This is a genomic window from uncultured Roseibium sp. (assembly GCF_963675095.2).
In the GTDB taxonomy this organism is placed as follows: Bacteria; Pseudomonadota; Alphaproteobacteria; order Rhizobiales; family Stappiaceae; genus Roseibium.
This window is the reverse complement of the sequence record NZ_CAXXSJ010000028.1, coordinates 145,675-169,373: the sequence shown is the minus strand read 5'-3', so window position 1 is coordinate 169,373 and position 23,699 is coordinate 145,675. Positions and strand designations below refer to the sequence as shown.

The window sequence follows — 23,699 nt, the reverse complement described above, 5'->3', positions numbered from 1 at the left end:
CGCTCCCCCGCCGTGCATCGAAGGAGATAGACCATGAATCATGAGGTCATGAACCTGTTCAATCAGCAGGCTCCGACACAGACCTTCGACAACATCCGGATCTCGCTTGCGAGCCCGGAGAAGATCATGTCCTGGTCTTTCGGCGAAATCAAAAAGCCGGAAACGATCAACTACCGTACGTTCAAGCCTGAACGGGACGGTCTGTTCTGCGCGCGTATCTTTGGCCCGATCAAGGACTATGAATGTCTTTGCGGCAAGTACAAGCGCATGAAGTACAAGGGCGTTATCTGCGAAAAGTGCGGCGTCGAAGTCACGCTTTCCCGGGTGCGCCGCGAGCGGATGGGCCATATCGAACTGGCCGCTCCGGTTGCGCACATCTGGTTCCTGAAGTCGCTGCCGTCGCGCATCGGCCTTCTGCTGGACATGACGCTGAAGGACCTGGAACGGGTTCTCTACTTTGAGAACTACGTCGTTCTGGAGCCGGGCCTGACCCCGCTCAAGCAGCATCAGCTTCTGTCTGAAGAAGACTATGTGGCTGCCCAGGACGAATACGGCGAGGACGCCTTCACCGCCATGATCGGCGCCGAAGCGATCCGCGAGATCCTGATGAGCCTCGATCTGGAGCGCGAAAGCGAGAAGCTGCGCGTGGAGATTGCCGAGGCGACGACGGAACTGAAGCCGAAGAAGCTCGCCAAGCGGCTGAAGGTCATCGAAGCGTTCATGGAATCCGGCAATCGCCCGGAATGGATGATCATGACCGTTGTTCCGGTCATTCCGCCGGATCTGCGTCCGCTGGTTCCGCTCGACGGCGGCCGGTTCGCAACGTCGGATCTGAACGATCTGTACCGGCGTGTGATCAACCGGAACAATCGTCTGCGCCGCCTGATGGAACTGCGCGCTCCGGACATCATCATCCGGAACGAAAAGCGCATGCTGCAGGAATCCGTTGACGCCCTGTTCGACAACGGCCGTCGCGGCCGCGTCATCACGGGTGCCAACAAGCGTCCGCTGAAGTCGCTGTCCGACATGCTCAAGGGCAAGCAGGGCCGGTTCCGTCAGAACCTGCTCGGCAAGCGCGTCGACTATTCCGGCCGTTCGGTCATCACCGTGGGACCGGAACTCAAGCTGCACCAGTGCGGCCTGCCGAAGAAGATGGCGCTGGAGCTGTTCAAGCCGTTCATCTACTCCCGCCTCGACGCCAAGGGCTTCTCCTCCACGGTGAAGCAGGCCAAGAAGCTGGTGGAAAAGGAACGTCCGGAAGTCTGGGATATCCTTGACGAGGTCATCCGCGAGCACCCGGTTCTCCTGAACCGTGCGCCGACGCTGCACCGTCTCGGCATCCAGGCCTTCGAACCGACCCTGATCGAGGGCAAGGCGATCCAGCTGCACCCGCTCGTCTGTTCGGCCTTCAACGCCGACTTCGACGGTGACCAGATGGCCGTTCACGTACCGCTTTCGCTGGAAGCCCAGCTGGAAGCACGTACGCTGATGATGTCGACCAACAACATCCTGCATCCGGCGAACGGTGGCCCGATCATCGTGCCGTCTCAGGACATCGTCCTTGGCCTCTATTATCTGTCGATCATGGCAGAGAAGGAGCCGGGCGAAGGCATGGCCTTCGGCGACATCGGTGAGATCCACCACGCGCTGGCCAACAAGGTCATCACGCTGCACACGAAGATCCGCGGCCGGTACAAGGGCGTCGATGCCGACGGCAATCCGACCAGCGACATCTTCGAAACCACGCCTGGCCGCATGCTCATCGCAGAGCTTCTGCCGAAGCATCACGAGGTTCCCTTCGACACCTGCAACAAGCTGATGACGAAGAAGGAAATCTCCAAGATGATCGACACCGTCTACCGCGCCTGCGGTCAGAAGGAGACGGTTATCTTCTGTGACCGGATCATGCAGCTCGGTTTCACCAATGCCTGCCGCGCCGGGATTTCCTTCGGCATGGACGACATGGTGATCCCGGACACCAAGGCCAAGCTCGTTGCCGATACGTCTGCCATGGCGACGGAATACGAGCAGCAGTACAACGACGGTCTGATCACCCAGGGTGAGAAGTACAACAAGGTCGTTGATGCCTGGGCCAAGTGTACAGATCGCGTCGCCGACGAGATGATGAAGCGCATTTCCGCGGTTCAGATCGACGAGGAGAGCGGCCGTCAGAAGCCGATCAACTCGGTTTACATGATGTCGCACTCCGGTGCCCGTGGTTCGCCCCAGCAGATGAAGCAGCTGGCCGGCATGCGCGGCCTGATGGCGAAGCCGTCCGGTGAGATCATCGAAAACCCGATCATCTCCAACTTCAAGGAAGGCCTGTCGGTTCTGGAGTACTTCAACTCCACCCACGGTGCCCGTAAGGGTCTGGCAGACACCGCCTTGAAGACGGCGAACTCCGGTTACCTGACCCGTCGTCTCGTCGACGTGGCCCAGGATTCGATCATCCTTGAGCCGGATTGCGGATCGGAACGCGGCATCACCGTTCAGGCGATCGTCGATGCCGGTAACGTCATCGCATCGCTCGGCATGCGCGTCCTTGGCCGGACCACGGCGGAAGACGTCTACAATCATGCCACCGGTGAGATCATCGTGCCGAAAGGCAAGCTGATCGACGAGAAGGACGTGGAAATCATCGAGGCGGCCAAGGTCCAGCAGATTAAGATCCGCTCGGTGCTGACCTGCGAAACCGAAACCGGCGTCTGCGCGACCTGCTACGGCCGTGACCTGGCCCGCGGGACCCCGGTCAACCTGGGTGAAGCGGTCGGCGTGATCGCGGCCCAGTCGATCGGGGAACCGGGAACGCAGCTCACCATGCGTACCTTCCACATCGGTGGTACGGCCCAGGTGGTGGACTCCTCGTTCATCGAATCCAACGTCGACGGGTCTATCAAGATCCGCAATCGCAACGTCCAGCGCGACTCCGACGGCAATCTCATTGCCATGGTCCGCAACATGTCCATCGTGGTCGTAGACAGCGACGGCAACGAGCGTGCGGTTCACCGGGTCACCTACGGTTCCAAGCTGCACGTGGATGACGGCGACACCGTCAAGCGCGGCCAGCGGATCGCGGAATGGGATCCTTATACACGTCCGATGCTCGCCGAAGTCGACGGTATCGTGGACTTCGAAGACCTCATCGATGGGGCTTCGGTTCAGGAAACGGCCGACGAGGCGACCGGGATTACCAAGCGTGTCGTCATCGACTGGCGTTCGTCGCAGCGCAGCCAGGATCTCAAGCCGGCCATTATCATCAAGAATGACAAGGGCGAGATCGAGAAGACCAGCCGCGGCAGCGATGCCCGTCTGTTGCTCTCGGTGGATGCGATCCTGTCGGTCCAGCTGGGCTCCAAGGTCAAGGCCGGTGACGTTCTGGCCCGTATCCCGCTGGAAAGCGCCAAGACCAAGGACATCACCGGTGGTCTGCCGCGCGTAGCCGAACTGTTCGAGGCTCGCCGTCCGAAGGACCATGCGATCATCGCGGAAATCTCCGGGACGATCCGCTTCGGCCGCGACTACAAGAACAAGCGCCGCATCATCATCGATCCGGCCGAGGAGGGCATGGAGCCCGTGGAATACCTCATCCCGAAGGGCAAGCACTTCCATCTTCAGGAAGGCGACGCCATCGAGAAGGGGGAATACATCCTCGACGGCAACCCGGCGCCGCACGACATTCTGGCGGTTAAGGGCGTAGAAGCGCTCGCGGCCTATCTCGTCAACGAGATCCAGGAGGTCTACCGGTTGCAGGGTGTGACGATCAACGACAAGCACATCGAGGTGATTGTTCGCCAGATGCTGCAGAAGATCGAAGTCACCGATGCGGGCGATACGGAGTTCTTCCCGGGCGAGCAAATCGACCGAATCGACTTCGAGGAAGCCAACGAACGGGCGGTCAACGACGCGAAGCAGCCAGCCAAGGGCAACCCGGTTCTCCTGGGTATCACCAAGGCAAGCCTGCAGACCCGCTCGTTCTTCTCCGCGGCCTCCTTCCAGGAAACCACGCGCGTCCTCACCGACGCCGCGGTCAACGGCAAGGTCGATCCGCTGGTCGGCCTGAAGGAGAACGTGATCGTCGGACGTCTGATCCCGGCCGGTACCGGCGGTGTCATGAAGCGTATCCGTCAGATCGCGACCCATCGCGACGATCTGATCCAGGAACAGCAGCGTAAGGAATCTTCCGAAAGTGCTGCCGAAGGCCTCCTGGAAGATCTGAGCGGCGCGGCCGAATAAGCCTGCCGCATGATTTCGGCAAGTTGACGAAAGGCCGCCTTCGGGCGGCCTTTCTGCGTTGGGGCCTGACCCTTGAGCATGTCTCCCAAAAGTGGATACCGATTTTGGGGGTAAAGACATGCGGCGAAACAATTAAAGAGAGCATGTGGTGTGAATGGCAATGAACGCGAGATGCTTTAAGGAGATGAAGATGAACGACAACGACGAAGATATGGAAGCGACCGTCTACGTCATTATCGGCCGGGTCTGGGCGGAAGAAGGCGGACGGCCGGATACCGCGATCCCGGTGCACGCGTTGCTCAAGGCAGCCGATGACGACGATGCCGTCCGCAAGACCCTGGAGGCCCTGTCGGGCCAGGGTTACGTCGAAGCCGAGCTCGACCAGATCGGCGTGCTCGAGGGTGAGCCGGACGAGCCGCTTTACGAAGAAGCCTATCAGGATGCGCTTGCCGGCAATGTGGCGGTGGTTGCCTTCAATTCCTGAGTACGGGATCGAATCTGCGGCCAATGCATGGATCCCAAGCAAAGTGCGGAGCCTTTTTGTCGGAATTTGAATCAGTGGTTTAACGGCTGATTCATATTTGTAGAGGGGGCACTGTTGCGGCTTGTGTGGAAAGTTGCGTCATGAGGGCTTGATACTTTCCGTTTATTACAAAAAATCGGCCTCCGGCTTCCTGGAATTACCGGAAACCCGCGGATTTCGGAGAAATGCGGAATTTTGGACAAATGACTTGACTGGGAGGGGGCGGATGAGTAGTTTCCGCGCATCCCGAAGGCAGGCGGTAAGTCCTTTTAATGTCCAAGCGCATCAGGCGCCGGACAAAACGGTCTTAAACGCTGCCGGGTTCATATAGGCGAATAAGCGTCGATTGCATGACCGCTGGGCGACCGGTGGTCCTCTGGTTTTTCGCAGCGCCGGCCGTCTCGTTGAGAGACGCGCTGGTGCGATTCTGCTTGCGCAGAGCCTGCGAAGACTGCAGTTGCATACGAATTTTTGGATGGACGAGGTAAAGGGCACAGAATGCCGACCATCAACCAGCTGATCCGCAAGCCGCGGAAGGACCCGCCGAAGCGGAACAAGGTGCCGGCCATGGAGGCCTGCCCGCAGAAACGTGGCGTTTGTACGCGCGTTTACACGACGACGCCGAAGAAGCCGAACTCGGCTCTGCGTAAGGTGGCTAAGATCCGCCTCACCAACGGCTTTGAAGTCATCGGTTACATCCCGGGTGAAGGCCACAACCTTCAGGAACACTCGGTGGTGATGATCCGCGGCGGCCGCGTGAAGGATCTTCCCGGTGTCCGCTACCACATCATCCGTGGTGTGTTGGATACCCAGGGCGTCAAGGACCGTAAACAGCGCCGGTCCAAGTACGGCGCGAAGCGGCCGAAGTAAGGAGCACATCAGATGTCCCGTCGTCACCGCGCAGAAAAACGCGAAATCAACCCGGATCCGAAGTTCGGGGATACCGTCGTCACCAAGTTCATGAATTCCATCATGTACGACGGCAAAAAATCGACCGCCGAGCGCATCGTATACGGTGCTTTCGATGTGATCGAAAACAAGACGCGCGAAAACCCGATCGAGGTGTTCCACGCAGCGCTTGAGAACGTCATGCCGCAAGTGGAAGTGCGCTCCCGCCGTGTTGGTGGTGCGACCTACCAGGTTCCGGTTGAAGTTCGTAACGAACGCCGTCAGGCATTGGCGATCCGCTGGTTGATCACAGCAGCACGCAATCGCAACGAAACCACGATGGTTGATCGTCTTTCCGGCGAAATGCTCGATGCAGCAAACAACCGTGGTACCGCAGTTAAGAAGCGCGAAGACACGCACCGGATGGCCGACGCCAACCGCGCGTTCTCGCACTATCGCTGGTAATTTGACTTCGAAGGGCTGACGCAATGGCGCGCACGCATAAAATCGAGGACTACCGCAACTTCGGCATCATGGCTCACATCGATGCCGGCAAGACCACGACGACCGAGCGGATCCTCTACTACACCGGCAAGAGCCACAAGATCGGCGAAGTCCACGACGGCGCTGCTACCATGGACTGGATGGAGCAGGAGCAGGAGCGTGGCATCACGATCACCTCTGCCGCAACCACCGCTTTCTGGAAAGAAAAGCGCCTGAACATCATCGACACCCCGGGTCACGTGGACTTCACCATTGAAGTCGAACGCAGCCTGCGCGTGCTCGACGGTGCGGTCGCTCTTCTCGATGCCAACGCAGGTGTCGAGCCGCAGACAGAAACCGTTTGGCGTCAGGCCGACAAGTATCATGTCCCGCGCATGATCTTCGTGAACAAGATGGACAAGCTCGGCGCCGATTTCGATCGCTGCGTCGAAATGATCAAGACCCGTCTTGGCGCAAAGCCGCTTGTCATGCAGCTCAACGTCGGTGCCGAAAACGACTTTGCCGGCTGTATCGACCTTCTGAAGATGAAGGCTCTGATCTGGCAGGCTGAAAACCTGGGCGCCGCCTGGGACGAAGTCGACATTCCGGCCGATCTCGTCGACCGCGCTCAGGAAATGCGCGATCTGCTGGTGGAAACCGCCGTCGAAGTCGACGAAGAAGCCATGGAAGCTTACCTGGAAGGCGAAGAGCCCTCCATGGAAAAGCTGAAGGAGCTGATCCGTAAGGGTACCATCAACAGCGAATTCGTTCCGGTCTTCTGCGGTTCCGCGTTCAAGAACAAGGGCGTTCAGCCGCTTCTCGACGCTGTCGTGGACTACCTGCCGAGCCCGGTCGAGGTTCCGGCCATCAAGGGCATCGATCCGAAGACCGAAGAGGAAACGCTCCGCAAGGCTTCGGACGAAGAGCCGCTTGGCCTGTTGGCATTCAAGATCGCCAACGACCCGTTCGTCGGTTCGCTGACCTTCTGCCGCATCTATTCCGGCGTTCTGAACAAGGGCGTTTCCCTGCTGAACACGGTCAAGGACAAACGCGAGCGCGTCGGCCGCATGATGCAGATGCACTCCAACTCCCGTGAAGACATCGATATCGCCTATGCCGGCGACATCGTGGCCATCGCGGGCCTGAAGGACACCACCACTGGCGACACCCTGTGTGACCCGCTGAAGCCGGTGATCCTGGAGCGCATGGAGTTCCCCGAGCCGGTGATCGAGATCGCCGTCGAGCCGAAGACCAAGGCCGACCAGGAAAAGATGGGCCTCGCCCTGAACCGCCTGGCTGCCGAAGATCCGTCCTTCCGCGTGAAGACGGACGAGGAATCCGGTCAGACGATCATCGCCGGCATGGGCGAGCTTCACCTCGACATCATCGTCGATCGCATGAAGCGCGAGTTCAAGGTCGAAGCGAACATCGGTGCGCCGCAGGTTGCTTACCGCGAAACCATCACCAAGCAGGCTGAAGTGGACTACACCCACAAGAAGCAGTCCGGTGGTTCGGGTCAGTTTGCTCGCGTCAAGTTCACCCTTGAGCCGTCAGAGCCGAACGAAGGCTATGTCTTCGAAAGCAAGATCGTCGGTGGTTCCATTCCGAAGGAATATATCCCGGGTGTTACCAAGGGTATCGAGAGTGTGATGTCTTCCGGTCCGCTGGCAGGCTTCCCGATCCTCGACGTCAAGGTAACCCTGACGGATGGTGCCTACCATGACGTGGACTCCTCGGTCCTCGCCTTCGAAATCGCCGGCCGTGCCGGTTTCCGCGAAGGTATCCAGAAAGCGGGTCCGAAGCTTCTTGAGCCGATCATGAAGGTCGAGGTCGTTACCCCTGAAGATTACATGGGTGACGTCATCGGTGACCTGAACTCCCGTCGAGGCCAGATTGCTGGCACCGAAAACCGCGGGATCGTCACGGTCATCACCGCAATGGTGCCGCTGGCCAACATGTTTGGCTATGTGAACAACCTGCGTTCCATGTCTCAGGGCCGTGCGCAGTACTCGATGGTGTTTGATCACTACGAGCAGGTGCCTCAGGCCGTTGCCGAAGAGGTTCAGGCGAAATACGCCTGAGCCCCTCCTGGAACTAGATGAAGAATTAGAGAAAGCGGAGTAATCCGATGGCGAAGGAAAAATTTGAGCGTAACAAGCCGCACGTCAACATTGGCACGATTGGCCACGTTGACCATGGCAAGACCACGCTGACTGCTGCGATCACGATGACGCTGGCTGAAGCCGGCGGCGCGGAAGCCAAGGCCTATGACCAGATCGACGCAGCGCCTGAAGAAAAGGCACGCGGCATCACGATCTCCACGGCCCACGTTGAGTACGAGACGGAAAACCGTCACTACGCTCACGTTGACTGCCCTGGTCACGCCGACTACGTGAAGAACATGATCACCGGTGCTGCCCAGATGGACGGCGCGATCCTGGTGGTTTCGGCCGCCGATGGCCCGATGCCGCAGACCCGCGAGCACATCCTGCTTGCCCGTCAGGTCGGCGTTCCGGCTCTGGTCGTGTTCATGAACAAGGTTGACCAGGTCGACGACGAAGAGCTTCTCGAGCTCGTCGAAATGGAAATCCGTGAACTGCTGTCTTCTTACGAGTTCCCGGGCGACGACATTCCGATCGTCAAGGGTTCTGCCTTGGCAGCTGTTGAAAACCGCGACCCGGCCATCGGCCGCGACGCGATCCGTCAGCTGATGGCTGAAGTGGATGCCTACATCCCGACCCCGGAACGTCCGAAGGATCTGCCGTTCCTGATGCCGATCGAAGACGTGTTCTCGATCTCCGGCCGCGGTACGGTTGTGACCGGCCGTGTCGAGCGTGGCATCGTCAAGGTTGGTGAAGAAGTCGAGATCGTCGGCATCAAGGACACGCAGAAGACGACGGTTACCGGCGTTGAAATGTTCCGCAAGCTGCTGGACAGCGGTGAAGCCGGCGACAACATCGGCGCCCTGATCCGCGGCGTTGGCCGTGAGGACGTTGAGCGCGGCCAGGTTCTTTGCAAGCCGGGTTCTGTGACCCCGCACACGAAGTTCAAGGCCGAAGCCTACATCCTGACGAAGGAAGAAGGCGGCCGTCATACGCCGTTCTTCACGAACTACCGTCCGCAGTTCTACTTCCGTACGACGGACGTGACGGGTGTTGTGACGCTGCCGGAAGGCACGGAAATGGTGATGCCGGGCGACAACGTGTCGGTTGACGTCGAGCTGATCGTGCCGATCGCCATGGAAGAAGGCCTGCGCTTCGCTATCCGCGAAGGTGGCCGCACCGTCGGTGCAGGCGTCGTCGCTTCCATCATCGAGTAATTGACAGCAGGGCCTGTCGCTTCTTTTGAAACGCCGGCAGGCCCGCCTGTCTCATCGGGAAACCAAAAATGAACGGTCAGAATATCCGGATCCGCCTCAAGGCATTCGACCACCGTATTCTCGACGCCTCCACCAAGGAGATCGTCAATACGGCAAAGCGGACCGGTGCGCAGGTGCGGGGACCCGTGCCGCTGCCGACGCGGATCGAGAAGTACACCGTGCTTCGCGGACCGCACATCGATAAGAAAAGCCGCGATCAGTTCGAGATGCGCACGCATAAGCGCCTGCTCGACATCGTTGATCCGACGCCCCAGACGGTTGACGCTCTTATGAAGCTCGACCTGGCCGCTGGTGTCGACGTCGAGATCAAGCTCTGAGGCGGATCGAAGGGGACACGTCAATGCGTTCTGGAGTGATCGCTCAGAAAGTGGGCATGACCCGTATCTACAATGATGCGGGAGAGCATGTGCCGGTGACAGTGCTGAAACTGGACGGCTGCCAGGTGGTTGCCCACCGGACTGAAGAAAAGAACGGCTATACCGCGCTGCAGGTCGGTGCAGGTATGGCCAAGGTAAAGAACACGCCGAAGGCGATGCGTGGCCACTTTGCAGTTGCAAAGGTTGAGCCGAAGCGCACGCTCGTCGAGTTCCGGGTGTCGTCTGACAACCTCATCGACGTTGGCGCGGAAATCACCGCCGACCATTACGTCGAAGGCCAGTTCGTCGACGTGACCGGCACCTCGATCGGTAAGGGTTTTGCCGGTGTGATGAAGCGCCACAACTTCGGTGGTGGCCGCGCATCCCACGGTAACTCGATCTCGCACCGTTCCCACGGTTCGACCGGTCAGTGTCAGGACCCGGGCCGCGTGTTCAAGGGCAAGAAGATGGCCGGTCACATGGGCGACGTCCGCGTGACCACGCAGAACCTGAAGGTTGTGCGCACTGATGTTGAACGCGGCCTGATCATGGTCGAGGGCTCTGTTCCGGGCGCCAAGGGTGGCTGGATCATGGTTCGCGACGCGATCAAGAAGGCGCTGCCGGATGGGGTTCCGATGCCGGGTGCATTCCGGGCTCCCGAGGCTGCTGCCGCCGCCGGGAAGGAGAGTGAGTGATGGAACTCCAGGTCAAGACCCTCGAAGGCGGGGCGGCCGGTTCGATCACGGTGTCTGACGAGATCTTCGGTCTCGAGCCGCGCACCGATCTGATCCACCGCGTGGTGCGCTGGCAGCTTGCCAAGCGCCAGGCCGGTACACACAAGGCACTGGCACGTTCGGAAGTTTCCGGCACGACGAAGAAATTCGTCCGTCAGAAAGGCTCCGGCGGCGCCCGTCACGGCAACAAGAAGGCCCCGCAGTTCCGCGGCGGTGGTAAGGCATTCGGCCCGGTCGTTCGCGATCATGGTCATGACCTGCCGAAGAAGGTGCGCGCTCTCGGGCTGAAGCACGTTCTGTCCGCCAAGGCAAAGGCCGACAGCATCATTGTTGTCGAAGACGCCAAGGCAGCCGAAGCCAAGACCAAGGCGCTCAAGGCTCAGTTCTCGAAGCTGGGTCTGTCGAACGCCCTGATCGTCGACGGTGCCGAGCTGGACCGGAACTTCGCTCTCGCATCGCGCAACATTCCGCATGTGGATGTGCTGCCGGTCCAGGGCATCAACGTTTACGACATCATGCGCGCCGGCACCCTGGTGCTGACGAAGGCTGCGGTGTCTGCACTCGAGGAGCGCTTCAAATGAGCAATCTTCCTCACTACGACAAGATCGTCGGCCCGGTAATCACCGAGAAGGCGACCATGGCTTCCGAAGAGAACAAGGTTGTCTTCAAGGTCGCGAATGACGCGACGAAGCCGGAAATCAAGGCAGCGGTGGAAGCACTGTTCGGCGTAAAGGTCGCAGCCGTCAACACCCTCGTCCGCAAGGGCAAGGTGAAGCGGTTCAAGGGCCGTCTCGGCCGTCAGTCCGACTTCAAGAAGGCCGTCGTAACGCTTCAGGAAGGTCACGCTATCGACGTGACCACCGGGCTCTAGGGCGGGGACGATAGAAAATGGCACTTAAGACATTCAATCCGACCTCGCCGGGCCGCCGCCAGCTGGTCCAGGTTGACCGGTCCGATCTGTGGAAAGGCAAGCCGGTCAAGACCCTGACCGAAGGTCTGTCCAAGACCGGTGGCCGCAACAACATGGGTCGCCTGACGTCTCGCAACGTCGGTGGCGGTCACAAGCGCTCCTACCGTCTGGTCGACTTCAAGCGTCGCAAGTTCGACGTTCCGGCCAAGGTCGAGCGTCTGGAATACGATCCGAACCGGACTGCATTCATCGCGCTGATCCGTTATGAAGACGGTGAGCTGAGCTACATCCTGGCGCCGCAGCGTCTGGCCGTCGGCGACACCGTCGTCTCGGGTCAGTCGGTCGACGTGAAGCCGGGCAACGCGATGCCGCTGTCGTCCATTCCGGTCGGCACGATCGTTCACAACATTGAACTGAAGCCGGGCAAGGGTGCGCAGATAGCTCGCTCCGCCGGTGCTTTCGTTCAGGTCGTTGGCCGTGACCAGGGTTACACCACCCTGCGTCTGATGTCTGGCGAGCAGCGCCGTGTTCTCGGCACCTGCATGGCCTCCATCGGCGCAGTGTCCAACCCGGATCACAGCAACATCAACTACGGCAAGGCCGGCCGTTCCCGCTGGCTGGGCATCCGCCCACACACCCGCGGTGTTGTCATGAACCCGGTCGACCACCCGCACGGCGGTGGTGAAGGCCGGACTTCCGGTGGCCGTCATCCGGTTACCCCTTGGGGTAAGCCGACCAAAGGTAAGCGCACGCGGCGTAACAAGTCGACGGACAAGTACATTGTCCGTAGCCGTCACGCGCGCAAGAAGTAAAGGACAAGGATCGTGGCACGTTCGATCTGGAAAGGTCCGTTTGTTGACGGGTATCTGCTGAAGAAAGCGGACAAGGTTCGTGAATCCGGCCGCAACGAGGTCATCAAGACCTGGAGCCGCCGCTCGACGATCCTACCGCAGTTCGTCGGTCTCACCTTCGGTGTCTACAACGGTCAGAAGCACGTTCCGGTGCTGGTGTCTGAAGAGATGATTGGTCACAAGTTCGGCGAGTTCTCGCCGTCCCGGACCTACTACGGACACGGCGCCGACAAGAAGGCGAAGAGGAAGTAACGATGGGCAAGCCGAAGCGTGAGCGGACGCTCGCTGACAACGAGGCCCGGGCAATGACCCGCATGCTGCGCATTTCTCCGCGCAAGCTGAACCTCGTTGCGGCTGCTATCCGCGGCAAGAAGGTCGGAAACCGCGATTGCGGACCTGACGTTCTCCCGCAAGCGTATCGCTCAAGACGTCAAGAAGACCCTGATGTCCGCGATTGCGAATGCGGGAAAACAACCACGACCTGGATATCGACAACCTGGTGGTTGCCGAAGCTCATGTTGGCAAGGCTTTTGTCATCAAGCGTTTCCAGCCCCGTGCACGCGGTCGTGTTGGCCGGATCGAGAAGCCGTTCTCGAACCTGACCATCGTTGTCCGTGAAGTCGAGGAGAGTGCCTGATGGGACACAAAGTCAACCCGATCGGCAATGCGCCTCGGGATCAACCGCACCTGGGATTCGCGTTGGTACGCCAACAAGGGTGAATACGGCGATCTTCTGCACGAAGATTTCCGCATCCGTGAATTTCTGCTCAACGAACTGAAGCAGGCAGCTGTTTCCAAGGTCGTTATCGAGCGCCCGCACTCGCAAGTGCCGCGTCACCATTTCACTCCGGTCGTCCGGGTGTGGTCATCGGCAAGAAGGGTGCGGACATCGAGCGTCTTCGCAAGAAGATCGCCGAGATCACCAATTCGGAAGTGCACATCAACATCGTTGAAGTGCGCAAGCCGGAAATCGACGCGACGCTGGTCGCCGCTTCGATCGCACAGCAGCTGGAACGCCGTGTTGCCTTTCCGCCGCGCCATGAAGCGGGCCGTTCAGTCGGCCATGCGTCTCGGCGCTCAGGGCATCCGGATCAACTGCGGCGGCCGTCTCGGTGGCGCTGAAATCGCGCGTATCGAATGGTACCGCGAAGGCCGCGTGCCGCTGCACAACCCTGCGCGCCGACATCGACTACGGTGTCGCATCCGCTCACACCGCTTACGGTGTCTGCGGCGTGAAGGTGTGGATCTTCAAGGGTGAGATCCTCGAGCACGACCCGATGGCGTCTGAGCGCCGTGCGACGTCCGGCTCGGATTCAAAACCAGGGTGATCGCGGCGGACGCCGGGATCGTGGTCGCGAGCGCGCAGCTTAATTTAAGCTGCTCGCCGCTCGTCAAACACTAGGAACGAGAGAAGAACGATGCTGCAACCGAAGCGAACGAAGTTCCGCAAGCAGCACAAGGGCCGCATCCATGGTCTGTCGAAGGGAGGGCACCGACCTCAACTTCGGCAAACTACGGTCTGAAGGCGTTGGAGCCGGAGCGGGTTACCGCTCGTCAGATCGAGGCAGCCCGTCGTGCCATGACCCGTCACATGAAGCGTGCGGGCCGTGTCTGGATCCGCATCTTCCCGGATGTGCCGGTCTCCACCAAGCCGGCGGAAGTCCGCATGGGTAAGGGTAAGGGTTCTCCGGATTACTGGGCCTGCCGTGTCAAGCCCGGCCGGATCATGTTCGAGATCGATGGTGTGCCGGAAGATATCGCGCGTGAAGCGATGCGTCTTGCCGCTGCCAAACTGCCGATCAAGTGCCGTTTCGTTCAGCGTATCGGCGAATAAGGCGGTTGAGGAGTTAAGGCCATGAAGGCGACAGACGTAAGGGCAAAGACCCTGGACGAGCTCCGCACGGAACTCGAAGGCCTGAAGAAGGAGCAGTTCAACCTGCGCTTCCAGAGGGCAAACCGGTCAGCTCGAGAACACTGGGCGTGTGCGGCAGGTTCGCCGCCAGATCGCTCAAATTCAGACGATCATGCGCGAAAAGCGCGTGGCGGCAAGCGCGTAAGGAGACGGATATGCCGAAGCGCATTTTGCAGGGCACCGTTGTCAGCAACGCGAATGACAAGTCGGTGACGGTGAAGGTGGAGCGTCGCTTCACACACCCGCTGCTCAAGAAGACCGTGCGCCGGTCCAAAAAGTACCGCGCGCATGACGAAGCAAACAAGTACCAGGTTGGCGACATTGTTCAGATCGAAGAATGCGCGCCGATCTCCAAAAACAAGCGTTGGACCGTGGTCAGCTGACCACGCTCTAAAGGTTGAGCATCAGGCGCCCGTGGCAGGTGCGCCGGACAGAGAACAAGGCAGCCAGTCATGATTCAGATGCAAAACAAACCTCGACGTGGCCGACAATTCCGGCGCCCGTCGTGTCATGTGCATCAAGTGCTCGCGGCTCAAAGCGCAAATACGCCCAGGTTGGCGACATCATTGTCGTCAGCGTCAAGAGGCTATTCCGCGGGGCCGCGTTAAGAAGGGCGACGTGATGAAGGCTGTCGTCGTGCGCACGGCGAAGGATATTCGCCGCCCCGACGGCAGCGTGATCCGGTTCGACCGCAATGCGGCCGTCCTGGTGAACAACAACAAGGAGCCGGTCGGTACCCGTATCTTCGGTCCGGTGCCCCGCGAACTCCGTGCAAAGAACCATATGAAAATCATCTCGCTCGCGCCGGAGGTGCTCTGATGGCTGCGAAAATTAAATCAGGCGACACGGTTATCGTGCTGACGGGTCGCGACAAGGGCAAGACCGGCGAAGTCATCAAGATGATGCCGGATGACAACAAGGCCCTGGTTCGCGGCGTAAACATGGTGCGTCGTCACCAGCGCCAAACCAGACGCAGGAAGGCGGGATCGTCGCTAAGGAAGCGCCGATCCACCTGTCGAACATCGCGATTGTCGATCCGAAGGACGGCAAGGCAACGCGCGTCGGTTTCAAGGTGCAGGATGACGGCACCAAGGTCCGTGTGGCCAAGCGCTCGGGAGATCTGATCGATGGCTGAGACCAATACCATGCCGCGTCTGCGTCAGCAGTATGACAGCGTCATCCGGCAGCAGCTGCAGGAAAAGTTCAATTACAAGAACCCCATGCAGGTGCCGGCTCTGGAAAAAATCGTCTTGAATATCGGTGTCGGCGAAGCCGTTGCCGATTCAAGAGTCACTCGCCGCTGAGGATCTGGCTCTGATCGCAGGTCAGAAGCCGGTTATCACAAGGCGAAAAAGTCGATCGCGACCTTCAAGGTCCGTGAAGACATGCCGCTGGGTACGAAGGTGACCCTGCGCCGCCAGCAGATGTACGAATTCCTTGACCGCCTGATCACCATCGCGCTGCCGCGCGTTCGTGACTTCCGCGGTTTGAACCCGAAGTCCTTTGACGGCCGCGGCAACTATGCCATGGGCATCAAGGAACATATCGTGTTCCCGGAAATCGAGTACGATAAAGTCGACCAGATCTGGGTATGGACGTGATCGTCTGCACCACGGCTCCGAATGATGACGAAGCGCGCGAGCTTCTGCGCGCGTTCACTTCCCGTTCAGCAAGTAAGCGGCGCGGGAAAGGAACGAGGAACGACGATGGCGAAGAAGAGCGCGGTCGAGAAAAAACAAGCGTCGCGAGAAGCTTGTCGAGAAATACGCTGAGAAGCGCGCTGCCCTCAAGGCGATGGCCAAGGACGAGAGCCTGTCCCTTGAAGAGCGGTTCAATGCACGTCTCAAGCTGGCGAAATTGCCGCGGAATTCCGCGCCGAACCGGTTCGCAACCGTTGCGAAGTCTCGGGCCGGCCGCGCGGCTACTACCGCAAGCTGAAGATGTCGCGTATCGCGCTTCGTGAACTGGGTTCCCTGGGCAAGATCCCGGGCCTGGTCAAGTCGAGCTGGTAAGGAGAAACTCCGATGGCAATTTCCGATCCGTTGGGGGATATGCTGACCCGGATCCGCAACGCGCAGATGCGTCGCAAGGGCAAGGTCAGCTCACCAAGTTCCAAATTGCGTGCACATGTGCTTGATGTGCTCGCAAAGGAAGGCTACATCCGTGGCTACACGACGGTTTGAATACGAGGGCGGCAAGTCCGAGTTGGAAATCGAACTGAAGTATTTCGATGGCGAACCGGTCATCCGCACGATTGAGCGGGTCTCCAAGCCGGGCCGCCGGGTTTATTCTTCGGTTAAGAACATCCCGCATGTCTCCAATGGCCTGGGCGTGTCGATCCTTTCGACCCCGCGCGGCGTCATGAGCGACCATCAGGCGCGGGACGAAAACGTAGGCGGCGAGGTTCTGTGCCGCGTCTTCTGACGCGGTGCACTCGCATTAACTAAAACCACAAGGTTGGTCAGATGTCTCGAATTGGCAAAAAGCCAGTCCCCGTGCCGAGCGGGGTAACGGCAACGATCAACGGCCAGACGGTTTGCCGTCAAAGGGCCGAAGGGTGAACTCTCCTTCATGCTCAATGACAACGTGCTGGCCGAAATGACGGACGACGGGATCCAGGTTGATCCTCGCGGTAACTCCAAGACGGCTCGCTCCATGTGGGGCATGAGCCGGACCATGGTGCAGAACATCGTCACCGGCGTGAGCGACGGCTTCGAAAAGAAGCTGGACATCACCGGTGTCGGTTACCGTGCACAGGTCCAGGGTTCGAACCTTCAGCTGGCGCTGGGTTTCTCGCACGATGTTCTCTATCCGATTCCGGAAGGGATCGACATCAAGTGCCCGAAGCCGACGGAGATCATCATCTCCGGCATCGATAAGCAGACAGTAGGCCAGGTAGCGGCCGAAATCCGCAAATTCCGCCCGCCGGAGCCCTACAAGGGCAAGGGCGTTCGTTATGCAGGCGAGTTCATCGTCCGCAAAGAAGGCAAGAAGAAGTAACGGACCAGGATCATGGCGAACAGCAAAATTGCTTTCGAACGCCGCCGCGATCGCGTGCGCCGTTCTATCAAGAAGGTGGCGAACGGACGTCCGCGGCTTTCTATCTTCCGCTCGTCGAAGCAGATCTACGCTCAGATCATCGACGACGGCAAGGGACAGACCATTGCCTCTGCCTCAACGATCGAAAAGGATCTGAAGGGCAACCTGAAAACGGGCGCCGATACCGCTGCTGCGGCAGCCGTCGGCAAGCTTGTCGCGGAGCGTGCTCTGGCCGCCGGTGTCAAGCAGGTCGTGTTCGACCGGGGCGGATACATGTATCACGGGCGCATCAAGGCGCTTGCCGATGCAGCCCGCGAAGGCGGACTGGAATTCTGACCAGCGCCCGTTGGCGCTCCTAAGAACGGAAGACGTAAAAAAATGGCGAGACAGGATAATCGCGATCGCGAAGAGCGAGACAGCGAATTCGTCGACAAGCTGGTCCACATCAACCGCGTCGCCAAGGTGGTCAAGGGTGGCCGCCGTTTCGGCTTCGCAGCGCTGGTCGTCGTCGGCGATCAGAAGGGCCGTGTCGGCTTCGGTCATGGCAAGGCGCGTGAAGTGCCGGAAGCCATCCGCAAGGCAACGGAAGCTGCCAAGCGCACCATGATCCGCGTTCCCCTTCGGGAAGGCCGGACCCTCCACCACGATGTGGAAGGCCGTCACGGTGCCGGCAAGGTTCTGCTGCGTGCGGCTCCGGCCGGTACCGGTATCATTGCCGGCGGTCCTATGCGTGCGGTTTTCGAAACGCTTGGCGTGCAGGACGTGGTGGCGAAGTCCCTGGGGACCTCCAACCCCTACAACATGGTTCGCGCTACCTTTGCAGCGCTGACCAAGGAAGACAGCCCGCGTTCGGTCGCGGCACGTCGTGGCCTGAAGGTCTCGGTGTTGCAATCGCGCCGTCGTGATAAAGATGATGCGGCTCCGGCAGCTGCCGAGGCTTGACCTCGGCCGCACCGGTACCCAGCTGAATAAGGGTTAGTTCCATGGCGAACACCGAAAACACTGTCACGGTCGAACAGATCGGCAGCCCGCTGCGCCGTCCCAAGGACCAGCGCGCGACGCTCATCGGTCTCGGCCTGAACAAGATGCACCGCCGTTCCACACTGAAGGACACTCCTGAAGTGCGCGGCATGATCAATAAGGTCCAGCATCTCGTTCGCGTCGTTGAAGACGCGTAATCGGGATCGGGAGATAAAAAGATGAAGCTCAACGAACTCAGGGACAATCCCGGTTCTACTTCGAGCCGCACCCGCGTCGGACGCGGCATCGGTTCGGGCAAGGGCAAGACCGGTGGCCGTGGCGTGAAGGGGCAGAAATCCCGTTCCGGCGTTGCGATCAAGGGCTTTGAAGGCGGTCAGATGCCGCTTCACCGCCGTCTGCCGAAGCGTGGCTTTACGAACATTTTCGCCAAGGAATACAATGTTGTTTCCCTTGGCCGTGTTCAGCAGGCAATTGACGCCGGCAAGCTCGATGCTGCAGCGGCCGTTACGGTCGAAGCACTCAAGGCCGCCGGCATCGTCAAGCGCGTCAAGGACGGTGTCCGTCTGGTAAGCGATGGCGAACTGAAGGCTGCTGTCACCTTTGAAATCGCAGGCGCCTCCAAGGCTGCCGCTGAAGCGGTTGAAAAGGCTGGCGGCAAGGTTGTCGTTCTGGGAGCTCAGGCCTAACAGGCCTGGGCTTTTCCCGTTTGTCGGCACAAAACTGACCGGAGTAGGGCATGGCATCCGCCGCCGAACAACTGGCGTCAAATCTCAATTTCTCAGCTTTCGCCAAGGCTGAAGAACTCAAGAAGCGCATCTGGTTCACGCTGGGGGCGCTTTTGGTTTATCGACTGGGGACTTACATCCCGCTTCCTGGCATCAACCCGGATGCCTTCGCGAACGCTTTCAACCAGGCGCAGTCCGGCATTATCGGCATGTTCAACATGTTCGCTGGCGGTGCGGTCGAGCGTATGGCGATCTTCGCCCTCGGCATCATGCCGTATATCTCCGCCTCCATCATCATGCAGCTGATGACGAGCGTCGTGCCGTCGCTTGAGCAGATGAAGAAGGAAGGGGAGCAGGGACGCAAGGTCATCAACCAGTATACCCGCTACGGTACGGTGATCCTGGCTGCTTTCCAGGCTTACGGCATCGCTGTCGGGCTTGAGAGCGCAACCAATGTTGTGTCCGATCCGGGCTGGTTCTTCCGCGCTTCGACGGTGATTACCCTGGTCGGTGGCACCATGTTCCTGATGTGGCTGGGTGAACAGATCACTTCGCGCGGCATCGGTAACGGCATTTCGCTGATCATCTTCGCCGGGATCGTTGCCGGGCTGCCGTCGGCAGTCGTATCGACCCTGGAGCTCGGTCGTCAGGGGGCGCTCGCTACCTGGATCATCCTGTTGGTGATCGCGCTCGCGATTGCGGTGATCGGTGTGATCGTCTTCATGGAACGGGCGCAGCGGCGCCTGCTGATCCAGTATCCGAAGCGCCAGATGGGCAACCGGATGTTTGAGGGCAATACGTCGTTCCTGCCTTTGAAGCTGAATACCGCCGGTGTCATTCCGCCGATCTTCGCGTCCTCTCTGTTGCTGGTTCCGGCCACGATTTCGGGCTTCGCAGGTCAGGGCGGGCAGAATGAATGGGTGACCACCATCACGGCCCTGCTGGGTCACGGGCAGCCGCTCTACATGGTCTTTTACGCGACCATGATCGTTTTCTTCTGCTTCTTCTATACGGCAATCGTGTTCAATCCGAGCGATACGGCCGACAATCTGAAGAAGCACGGCGGCTTCATTCCGGGTATTCGTCCGGGTGAGCGGACAGCGCAATACATCGATTATGTGCTGACTCGCATCACCGTGGTGGGTGCAATCTACATCACCCTCGTTTGTCTATTACCCGAATTCCTCATTTCGGCGACCGGCGTTCCGTTCTATTTCGGGGGAACCTCGCTTTTGATTGTGGTCAGCGTGACCATGGATACTGTATCCCAGATCCAGGGCCATCTGCTCGCTCATCAGTACGAGGGCCTTGTAAAGAAAGCGAAACTTAGGGGGAGACGTCGATGAGGCTCATACTGGTCGGACCGCCGGGGGCGGGGAAGGGAACACAGGCAACGCGCCTGGTCGCCAAATATGGCATTCCCCAACTGTCGACGGGTGACATGCTGCGGGCAGCCGTTGCCGCGCAGACGCCGATCGGCCTGAAGGCCAAGGAAGTCATGGATGCCGGCGGTCTGGTGTCCGACGAGATCGTCGTCGGAATCATCCGGGACCGGATCGGCGAAGAGGATGCGCAAAAGGGTTTTATCCTTGATGGCTTCCCGCGCACGCTGGCCCAGGCGGAAGCCCTGGATGAGATGCTGGCTGAGAAAGGCATCAAGCTGGACTGCGTTCTCGAACTCCGGGTCGATCAGGAAAAACTCGTTGGCCGAATCATCAACCGCGCCGAGGAAGCCAAGGCGCGGGGCGAAGCGGTCCGCAAGGACGACGATCCGGAAGTCTTCAAGCAGCGCCTTGAAGCCTATAACCGGGACACCGCGGTGGTCGTTCCTTTTTACGACAAGAACGGCCTTTTGACCGTTGTTGACGGAATGCAGTCAATCGACGAAGTGACGGCGGCGATCGACGCCGTGTTGTCTGGTCTTGACGAAAACGTTTAGAGCCGTTAAACGACGCGCTCAATCTGAAATGAATGGTGTCGCTCCCGTCTTTCGCGGGACCGGCACGTTCTGTGCTTGGTGAACCTGATTCCGTCGGGAGACCTCGCAAAACAAGCGCTCCGCAAGGGCCGGCCTCCACCGGACGCGGGGAATAATAGTGGACGCGGCCGCATTTGCGGTCGCCAGAAATGGAGACGAACGTGGCACGTATTGCTGGCGTTAACATCCCGACGAACAAGCGCGTCGTTATCGCGCTTCAGTACATTCACGGCATTGGCCCGAAGCTGGCGCAGGAAATCACCACGAAGGTGAACATTGCCCCTGAGCGTCGCGTGAATGAGCTTTCCGACGCAGAAGTCCTGCAGATCCGTGAAACCATCGACCGGGATTACATGGTCGAAGGTGATCTGCGCCGTGACACCGCAATGAACATCAAGCGTCTGATGGACCTTGGCTGCTACCGCGGCCTGCGTCATCGCCGTGGCCTTCCGGTTCGGGGTCAGCGGACGCATACGAACGCACGTACCCGCAAGGGTCCGGCTAAGCCGATCGCAGGCAAGAAGAAGTAAACCACCAGCGATTGGCGGTGGAGCTGCCGGGATTACGGCAGTGTAGAGATCGAAGTAAGGAACAAGAATGGCTAAAGACACGACACGCGTGCGTCGCCGCGAACGCAAGAACATTTCGTCCGGCGTTGCGCATGTGAATTCCACATTCAACAATACCATGATCACGATCACGGATGCCCAGGGAAATACGATTTCCTGGTCCTCCGCCGGTGCACTCGGCTTCAAGGGTTCGCGTAAGTCTACCCCTTATGCTGCCCAGGTTGCCGCTGAAGACGCTGCCAAAAAGGCATCCGAACACGGCATGCGTACGCTGGAAGTGGAAGTTCGTGGTCCGGGCTCGGGCCGTGAATCGGCTCTTCGCGCCCTTCAGGCTGCCGGTTTCCTGATCACGTCCATCCGCGACGTGACGCCGATTCCGCACAACGGCTGCCGTCCGCGCAAGCGTCGCCGCGTCTAAGGCCTTACCGCCTGACGCAAATGTTTCTCCAATGGCAAAGAATAGTCCGGCCGCAAACAGGCCGGACGGGATAGCCGAAGGGGCAAGAACGTGACCATTCAAAAGAACTGGCAAGAACTGATCAAGCCGACCAAGCTCGAAGTCAAGCCGGGTGAAGACCCCCGGTTTCTGGCGACGGTTGTTGCCGAGCCGCTCGAGCGCGGATACGGCCTGACGCTGGGCAACGCCCTGCGCCGCATTCTTCTGTCCTCTCTCCAGGGGGCAGCCGTGACTGCGGTCCAGATCGACGGCGTCCTGCACGAGTTCTCGTCGATCCCCGGCGTCCGCGAAGACGTCACCGACATCGTTCTCAACATCAAGGAAATCGCCATCCGCATGGAAGGCGAAGGTCCCAAGCGCATGGTCGTGCGCAAGCAGGGCCCGGGTGTCGTGACCGCCGGTGACATCCAGACCGTCGGCGACGTGGAAGTGCTCAACCCGGACCTCGTCCTGTGCACGCTCGACGAAGGTGCGGAGATCCGCATGGAATTCACCGTCAACACCGGCAAGGGCTACGTGTCGTCCGACCGTAACCGCCCGGAAGACGCTCCGATCGGTCTGATCCCGGTCGACAGCCTCTATTCCCCGGTGAAGAAGGTTTCCTACAAGGTCGAGAACACCCGTGAGGGACAGGTCCTCGACTATGACAAGCTTACCCTGACTGTCGAAACCGATGGTTCGGTGAAGCCGGATGACGCTGTGGCATTCGCAGCGCGCATCCTCCAGGACCAACTGTCCATCTTCGTCAATTTCGAAGAGCCGAAGCGCGAAGCAGCCGAGGAAACTGTCCCGGAACTCGCCTTCAACCCGGCCCTTCTGAAGAAGGTCGACGAGCTGGAACTGTCGGTCCGTTCGGCCAACTGCCTGAAGAACGACAATATCGTGTATATTGGCGATCTCATTCAGAAGACCGAAGCGGAAATGCTGCGCACGCCGAACTTCGGCCGCAAGTCGCTCAACGAGATCAAGGAAGTTCTCGCACAGATGGGCCTGCATCTGGGCATGGAAGTGGCCAACTGGCCGCCTGAGAACATCGAAGACCTCGCCAAGCGTTACGAAGACCATCAGTATTAAGGGACGCAAGCGTCCCTGAAGGATCAACCGGGTAGGGCATCAGACGAGCCGCCCGACAGAAAAAGGAGAGGGCCATGCGCCACGGTAAAACCGGCCGCAAGCTCAACCGGACCTCTAGCCACCGTAAGGCTATGTTCGCAAATATGGCGGCGTCGCTGATCAAGCACGAGCAGATCGTCACGACCCTGCCGAAGGCCAAGGAAATGAAGCCGATCATCGACAAGCTGATTACCCTCGGCAAGCGCGGTGATCTGCATGCACGCCGTCAGGCGATTTCGCAGATCCGCGATGTCGCCATGGTGCGCAAACTGTTCGAAACGCTCGGTGAGCGCTACAAGGACCGCCAGGGCGGCTACAGCCGTGTTCTGAAGGCTGGTTTCCGTCACGGCGACAGCGCGCCGATGGCCGTGATCGAACTGGTCGATCGCGACCTGGAAGCCCGTGGTTCTGAAGACCGGGCTCGCGTGGAAACTGCAGAAATGGCAGAAACCGCTGCGTAAATAAAGCTTCAAGTTAATAGAATGTAAAAGGCGGGTGTTAACCCGCCTTTTATTTTGTCTCGAATTGTGATTTTTGAAGAACCTATTTGTTTTCAATAAGATGAGTT

Annotated in this window: 25 protein-coding genes and 9 pseudogenes; all 34 read left to right on the top strand. The window is 59.5% G+C overall.

The genetic code is table 11. The features are described 5' to 3' along the window. Positions 1 to 33 precede the first annotated feature (33 nt). The 34 genes and pseudogenes from rpoC to rplQ all read left to right on the top strand — a co-directional run bounded on the left by rpoC (position 34) and on the right by rplQ (position 23,592). On the top strand, positions 34 to 4,233 hold the full coding sequence (gene rpoC / locus ABIN98_RS10430; RefSeq protein ID WP_346909738.1) for a DNA-directed RNA polymerase subunit beta': 4,200 nt from the start codon (positions 34 to 36) through the stop codon (positions 4,231 to 4,233). 190 nt (positions 4,234 to 4,423) lie between these two features. Beyond that, on the top strand, positions 4,424 to 4,717 hold the full coding sequence (locus tag ABIN98_RS10425; protein WP_346909736.1) for a regulator: 294 nt from the start codon (positions 4,424 to 4,426) through the stop codon (positions 4,715 to 4,717). A 537-nt stretch (positions 4,718 to 5,254) separates the two neighbouring features. After that, positions 5,255 to 5,626 (top strand): 30S ribosomal protein S12, encoded by a 372-nt coding sequence (rpsL, locus tag ABIN98_RS10420; RefSeq protein ID WP_006936459.1) that lies wholly within the window; start codon positions 5,255 to 5,257, stop codon positions 5,624 to 5,626. A 12-nt stretch (positions 5,627 to 5,638) separates the two neighbouring features. Then, positions 5,639 to 6,109, top strand: a complete 471-nt coding sequence (gene rpsG, locus ABIN98_RS10415; RefSeq protein WP_346909735.1) for a 30S ribosomal protein S7 — start codon at positions 5,639 to 5,641, stop codon at positions 6,107 to 6,109. A 23-nt stretch (positions 6,110 to 6,132) separates the two neighbouring features. Beyond that, positions 6,133 to 8,208, top strand: coding sequence for an elongation factor G (gene fusA / locus ABIN98_RS10410; protein ID WP_346909733.1), 2,076 nt, complete (start codon positions 6,133 to 6,135; stop codon positions 8,206 to 8,208). A gap of 47 nt (positions 8,209 to 8,255) precedes the next feature. Next, positions 8,256 to 9,446, top strand: coding sequence for an elongation factor Tu (gene tuf / locus ABIN98_RS10405; RefSeq protein ID WP_346909731.1), 1,191 nt, complete (start codon positions 8,256 to 8,258; stop codon positions 9,444 to 9,446). A gap of 68 nt (positions 9,447 to 9,514) precedes the next feature. Beyond that, a complete protein-coding gene (gene rpsJ / locus ABIN98_RS10400; RefSeq protein WP_006936455.1) occupies positions 9,515 to 9,823 on the top strand; it encodes a 30S ribosomal protein S10 in 309 nt (102 codons plus the stop codon). 23 nt (positions 9,824 to 9,846) lie between these two features. Further along, a complete protein-coding gene (rplC, locus tag ABIN98_RS10395) occupies positions 9,847 to 10,557 on the top strand; it encodes a 50S ribosomal protein L3 (RefSeq protein WP_346909730.1) in 711 nt (236 codons plus the stop codon). Then, positions 10,557 to 11,177 (top strand): 50S ribosomal protein L4, encoded by a 621-nt coding sequence (gene rplD / locus ABIN98_RS10390; protein WP_346909729.1) that lies wholly within the window; start codon positions 10,557 to 10,559, stop codon positions 11,175 to 11,177. The genes rplC and rplD overlap by 1 nt, the downstream gene beginning before the upstream one ends. Next, a complete protein-coding gene (locus tag ABIN98_RS10385; RefSeq protein WP_346909727.1) occupies positions 11,174 to 11,467 on the top strand; it encodes a 50S ribosomal protein L23 in 294 nt (97 codons plus the stop codon). The genes rplD and ABIN98_RS10385 overlap by 4 nt, the downstream gene beginning before the upstream one ends. Positions 11,468 to 11,484: 17 nt before the next feature. Continuing rightward, a complete protein-coding gene (gene rplB / locus ABIN98_RS10380; protein ID WP_346909725.1) occupies positions 11,485 to 12,318 on the top strand; it encodes a 50S ribosomal protein L2 in 834 nt (277 codons plus the stop codon). A gap of 12 nt (positions 12,319 to 12,330) precedes the next feature. Beyond that, on the top strand, positions 12,331 to 12,609 hold the full coding sequence (gene rpsS / locus ABIN98_RS10375) for a 30S ribosomal protein S19 (RefSeq protein WP_022998243.1): 279 nt from the start codon (positions 12,331 to 12,333) through the stop codon (positions 12,607 to 12,609). 2 nt (positions 12,610 to 12,611) lie between these two features. Then, positions 12,612 to 12,994: pseudogene (gene rplV / locus ABIN98_RS10370) on the top strand (50S ribosomal protein L22). After that, positions 12,994 to 13,728: pseudogene (gene rpsC / locus ABIN98_RS10365) on the top strand (30S ribosomal protein S3). Before rplV ends, rpsC begins: the two co-directional pseudogenes overlap by 1 nt. A 47-nt stretch (positions 13,729 to 13,775) precedes the next feature. Further along, positions 13,776 to 14,191: pseudogene (gene rplP / locus ABIN98_RS10360) on the top strand (50S ribosomal protein L16). A gap of 21 nt (positions 14,192 to 14,212) precedes the next feature. Beyond that, positions 14,213 to 14,414: pseudogene (rpmC, locus tag ABIN98_RS10355) on the top strand (50S ribosomal protein L29). A 10-nt stretch (positions 14,415 to 14,424) separates the two neighbouring features. Beyond that, complete coding sequence (gene rpsQ, locus ABIN98_RS10350; RefSeq protein ID WP_346909723.1) at positions 14,425 to 14,652, top strand: 30S ribosomal protein S17; 228 nt, start codon at positions 14,425 to 14,427, stop codon at positions 14,650 to 14,652. A 127-nt stretch (positions 14,653 to 14,779) separates the two neighbouring features. Then, complete coding sequence (gene rplN, locus ABIN98_RS10345; RefSeq protein WP_346909960.1) at positions 14,780 to 15,088, top strand: 50S ribosomal protein L14; 309 nt, start codon at positions 14,780 to 14,782, stop codon at positions 15,086 to 15,088. After that, positions 15,088 to 15,291, top strand: a pseudogene (gene rplX, locus ABIN98_RS10340) (50S ribosomal protein L24); the annotation flags it as partial. The gene rplN and the pseudogene rplX, both read left to right, overlap by 1 nt. Further along, positions 15,255 to 15,404: a hypothetical protein gene (locus tag ABIN98_RS10335; protein WP_394701483.1), complete on the top strand. Its 150-nt coding sequence runs from the start codon at positions 15,255 to 15,257 to the stop codon at positions 15,402 to 15,404. The pseudogene rplX and the gene ABIN98_RS10335, both read left to right, overlap by 37 nt. Then, positions 15,397 to 15,946: pseudogene (gene rplE / locus ABIN98_RS10330) on the top strand (50S ribosomal protein L5). The gene ABIN98_RS10335 and the pseudogene rplE overlap by 8 nt, the downstream one beginning before the upstream one ends. A 29-nt stretch (positions 15,947 to 15,975) precedes the next feature. Next, positions 15,976 to 16,281: pseudogene (rpsN, locus tag ABIN98_RS10325) on the top strand (30S ribosomal protein S14). Positions 16,282 to 16,293: 12 nt separating this feature from the next. Further along, positions 16,294 to 16,693: pseudogene (gene rpsH, locus ABIN98_RS10320) on the top strand (30S ribosomal protein S8). Positions 16,694 to 16,734: 41 nt separating this feature from the next. After that, positions 16,735 to 17,269: pseudogene (gene rplF / locus ABIN98_RS10315) on the top strand (50S ribosomal protein L6). Between the two features lie 12 nt (positions 17,270 to 17,281). Then, positions 17,282 to 17,644, top strand: a complete 363-nt coding sequence (gene rplR, locus ABIN98_RS10310) for a 50S ribosomal protein L18 (RefSeq protein ID WP_190290506.1) — start codon at positions 17,282 to 17,284, stop codon at positions 17,642 to 17,644. Positions 17,645 to 17,686: 42 nt separating this feature from the next. Then, the gene (rpsE, locus tag ABIN98_RS10305) at positions 17,687 to 18,250 is read left to right on the top strand and encodes a 30S ribosomal protein S5 (protein ID WP_190290507.1); all 564 of its coding nucleotides are present in this window, start codon (positions 17,687 to 17,689) and stop codon (positions 18,248 to 18,250) included. Positions 18,251 to 18,291: 41 nt separating this feature from the next. Beyond that, the gene (rpmD, locus tag ABIN98_RS10300; RefSeq protein ID WP_190290508.1) at positions 18,292 to 18,486 is read left to right on the top strand and encodes a 50S ribosomal protein L30; all 195 of its coding nucleotides are present in this window, start codon (positions 18,292 to 18,294) and stop codon (positions 18,484 to 18,486) included. Positions 18,487 to 18,507: 21 nt separating this feature from the next. After that, positions 18,508 to 18,975, top strand: a complete 468-nt coding sequence (rplO, locus tag ABIN98_RS10295) for a 50S ribosomal protein L15 (protein ID WP_346909721.1) — start codon at positions 18,508 to 18,510, stop codon at positions 18,973 to 18,975. 50 nt (positions 18,976 to 19,025) lie between these two features. Further along, on the top strand, positions 19,026 to 20,360 hold the full coding sequence (gene secY, locus ABIN98_RS10290; RefSeq protein ID WP_346909719.1) for a preprotein translocase subunit SecY: 1,335 nt from the start codon (positions 19,026 to 19,028) through the stop codon (positions 20,358 to 20,360). Beyond that, positions 20,357 to 20,953 carry an adenylate kinase gene (locus tag ABIN98_RS10285; protein WP_346909718.1) on the top strand — a complete coding sequence of 199 codons (597 nt, stop codon included), beginning with the start codon at positions 20,357 to 20,359 and terminating at the stop codon, positions 20,951 to 20,953. Before secY ends, ABIN98_RS10285 begins: the two co-directional genes overlap by 4 nt. A 200-nt stretch (positions 20,954 to 21,153) precedes the next feature. Then, positions 21,154 to 21,522, top strand: coding sequence for a 30S ribosomal protein S13 (gene rpsM, locus ABIN98_RS10280; protein ID WP_346895046.1), 369 nt, complete (start codon positions 21,154 to 21,156; stop codon positions 21,520 to 21,522). 67 nt (positions 21,523 to 21,589) lie between these two features. Beyond that, on the top strand, positions 21,590 to 21,979 hold the full coding sequence (gene rpsK / locus ABIN98_RS10275; protein ID WP_055678260.1) for a 30S ribosomal protein S11: 390 nt from the start codon (positions 21,590 to 21,592) through the stop codon (positions 21,977 to 21,979). A gap of 90 nt (positions 21,980 to 22,069) precedes the next feature. Further along, a complete protein-coding gene (locus ABIN98_RS10270; RefSeq protein WP_190290513.1) occupies positions 22,070 to 23,092 on the top strand; it encodes a DNA-directed RNA polymerase subunit alpha in 1,023 nt (340 codons plus the stop codon). Between the two features lie 74 nt (positions 23,093 to 23,166). Further along, complete coding sequence (gene rplQ, locus ABIN98_RS10265) at positions 23,167 to 23,592, top strand: 50S ribosomal protein L17 (RefSeq protein WP_346909716.1); 426 nt, start codon at positions 23,167 to 23,169, stop codon at positions 23,590 to 23,592. Positions 23,593 to 23,699: the final 107 nt, after the last annotated feature.

What these genes read in the sequence shown, in the direction of transcription:
- rpoC (WP_346909738.1), top strand. Translation starts at nt 34, where the DNA reads ATGAATCATGAGGTCATGAACCTGTTCAATCAGCAGGCTCCGACACAG.
- ABIN98_RS10425 (WP_346909736.1), top strand. Translation starts at nt 4,424, where the DNA reads ATGAACGACAACGACGAAGATATGGAAGCGACCGTCTACGTCATTATC.
- rpsL (WP_006936459.1), top strand. Translation starts at nt 5,255, where the DNA reads ATGCCGACCATCAACCAGCTGATCCGCAAGCCGCGGAAGGACCCGCCG.
- rpsG (WP_346909735.1), top strand. Translation starts at nt 5,639, where the DNA reads ATGTCCCGTCGTCACCGCGCAGAAAAACGCGAAATCAACCCGGATCCG.
- fusA (WP_346909733.1), top strand. Translation starts at nt 6,133, where the DNA reads ATGGCGCGCACGCATAAAATCGAGGACTACCGCAACTTCGGCATCATG.
- tuf (WP_346909731.1), top strand. Translation starts at nt 8,256, where the DNA reads ATGGCGAAGGAAAAATTTGAGCGTAACAAGCCGCACGTCAACATTGGC.
- rpsJ (WP_006936455.1), top strand. Translation starts at nt 9,515, where the DNA reads ATGAACGGTCAGAATATCCGGATCCGCCTCAAGGCATTCGACCACCGT.
- rplC (WP_346909730.1), top strand. Translation starts at nt 9,847, where the DNA reads ATGCGTTCTGGAGTGATCGCTCAGAAAGTGGGCATGACCCGTATCTAC.
- rplD (WP_346909729.1), top strand. Translation starts at nt 10,557, where the DNA reads ATGGAACTCCAGGTCAAGACCCTCGAAGGCGGGGCGGCCGGTTCGATC.
- ABIN98_RS10385 (WP_346909727.1), top strand. Translation starts at nt 11,174, where the DNA reads ATGAGCAATCTTCCTCACTACGACAAGATCGTCGGCCCGGTAATCACC.
- rplB (WP_346909725.1), top strand. Translation starts at nt 11,485, where the DNA reads ATGGCACTTAAGACATTCAATCCGACCTCGCCGGGCCGCCGCCAGCTG.
- rpsQ (WP_346909723.1), top strand. Translation starts at nt 14,425, where the DNA reads ATGCCGAAGCGCATTTTGCAGGGCACCGTTGTCAGCAACGCGAATGAC.
- rplN (WP_346909960.1), top strand. Translation starts at nt 14,780, where the DNA reads ATGTGCATCAAGTGCTCGCGGCTCAAAGCGCAAATACGCCCAGGTTGG.
- rplR (WP_190290506.1), top strand. Translation starts at nt 17,282, where the DNA reads ATGGCGAACAGCAAAATTGCTTTCGAACGCCGCCGCGATCGCGTGCGC.
- rpsE (WP_190290507.1), top strand. Translation starts at nt 17,687, where the DNA reads ATGGCGAGACAGGATAATCGCGATCGCGAAGAGCGAGACAGCGAATTC.
- rpmD (WP_190290508.1), top strand. Translation starts at nt 18,292, where the DNA reads ATGGCGAACACCGAAAACACTGTCACGGTCGAACAGATCGGCAGCCCG.
- rplO (WP_346909721.1), top strand. Translation starts at nt 18,508, where the DNA reads ATGAAGCTCAACGAACTCAGGGACAATCCCGGTTCTACTTCGAGCCGC.
- secY (WP_346909719.1), top strand. Translation starts at nt 19,026, where the DNA reads ATGGCATCCGCCGCCGAACAACTGGCGTCAAATCTCAATTTCTCAGCT.
- ABIN98_RS10285 (WP_346909718.1), top strand. Translation starts at nt 20,357, where the DNA reads ATGAGGCTCATACTGGTCGGACCGCCGGGGGCGGGGAAGGGAACACAG.
- rpsK (WP_055678260.1), top strand. Translation starts at nt 21,590, where the DNA reads ATGGCTAAAGACACGACACGCGTGCGTCGCCGCGAACGCAAGAACATT.
- rplQ (WP_346909716.1), top strand. Translation starts at nt 23,167, where the DNA reads ATGCGCCACGGTAAAACCGGCCGCAAGCTCAACCGGACCTCTAGCCAC.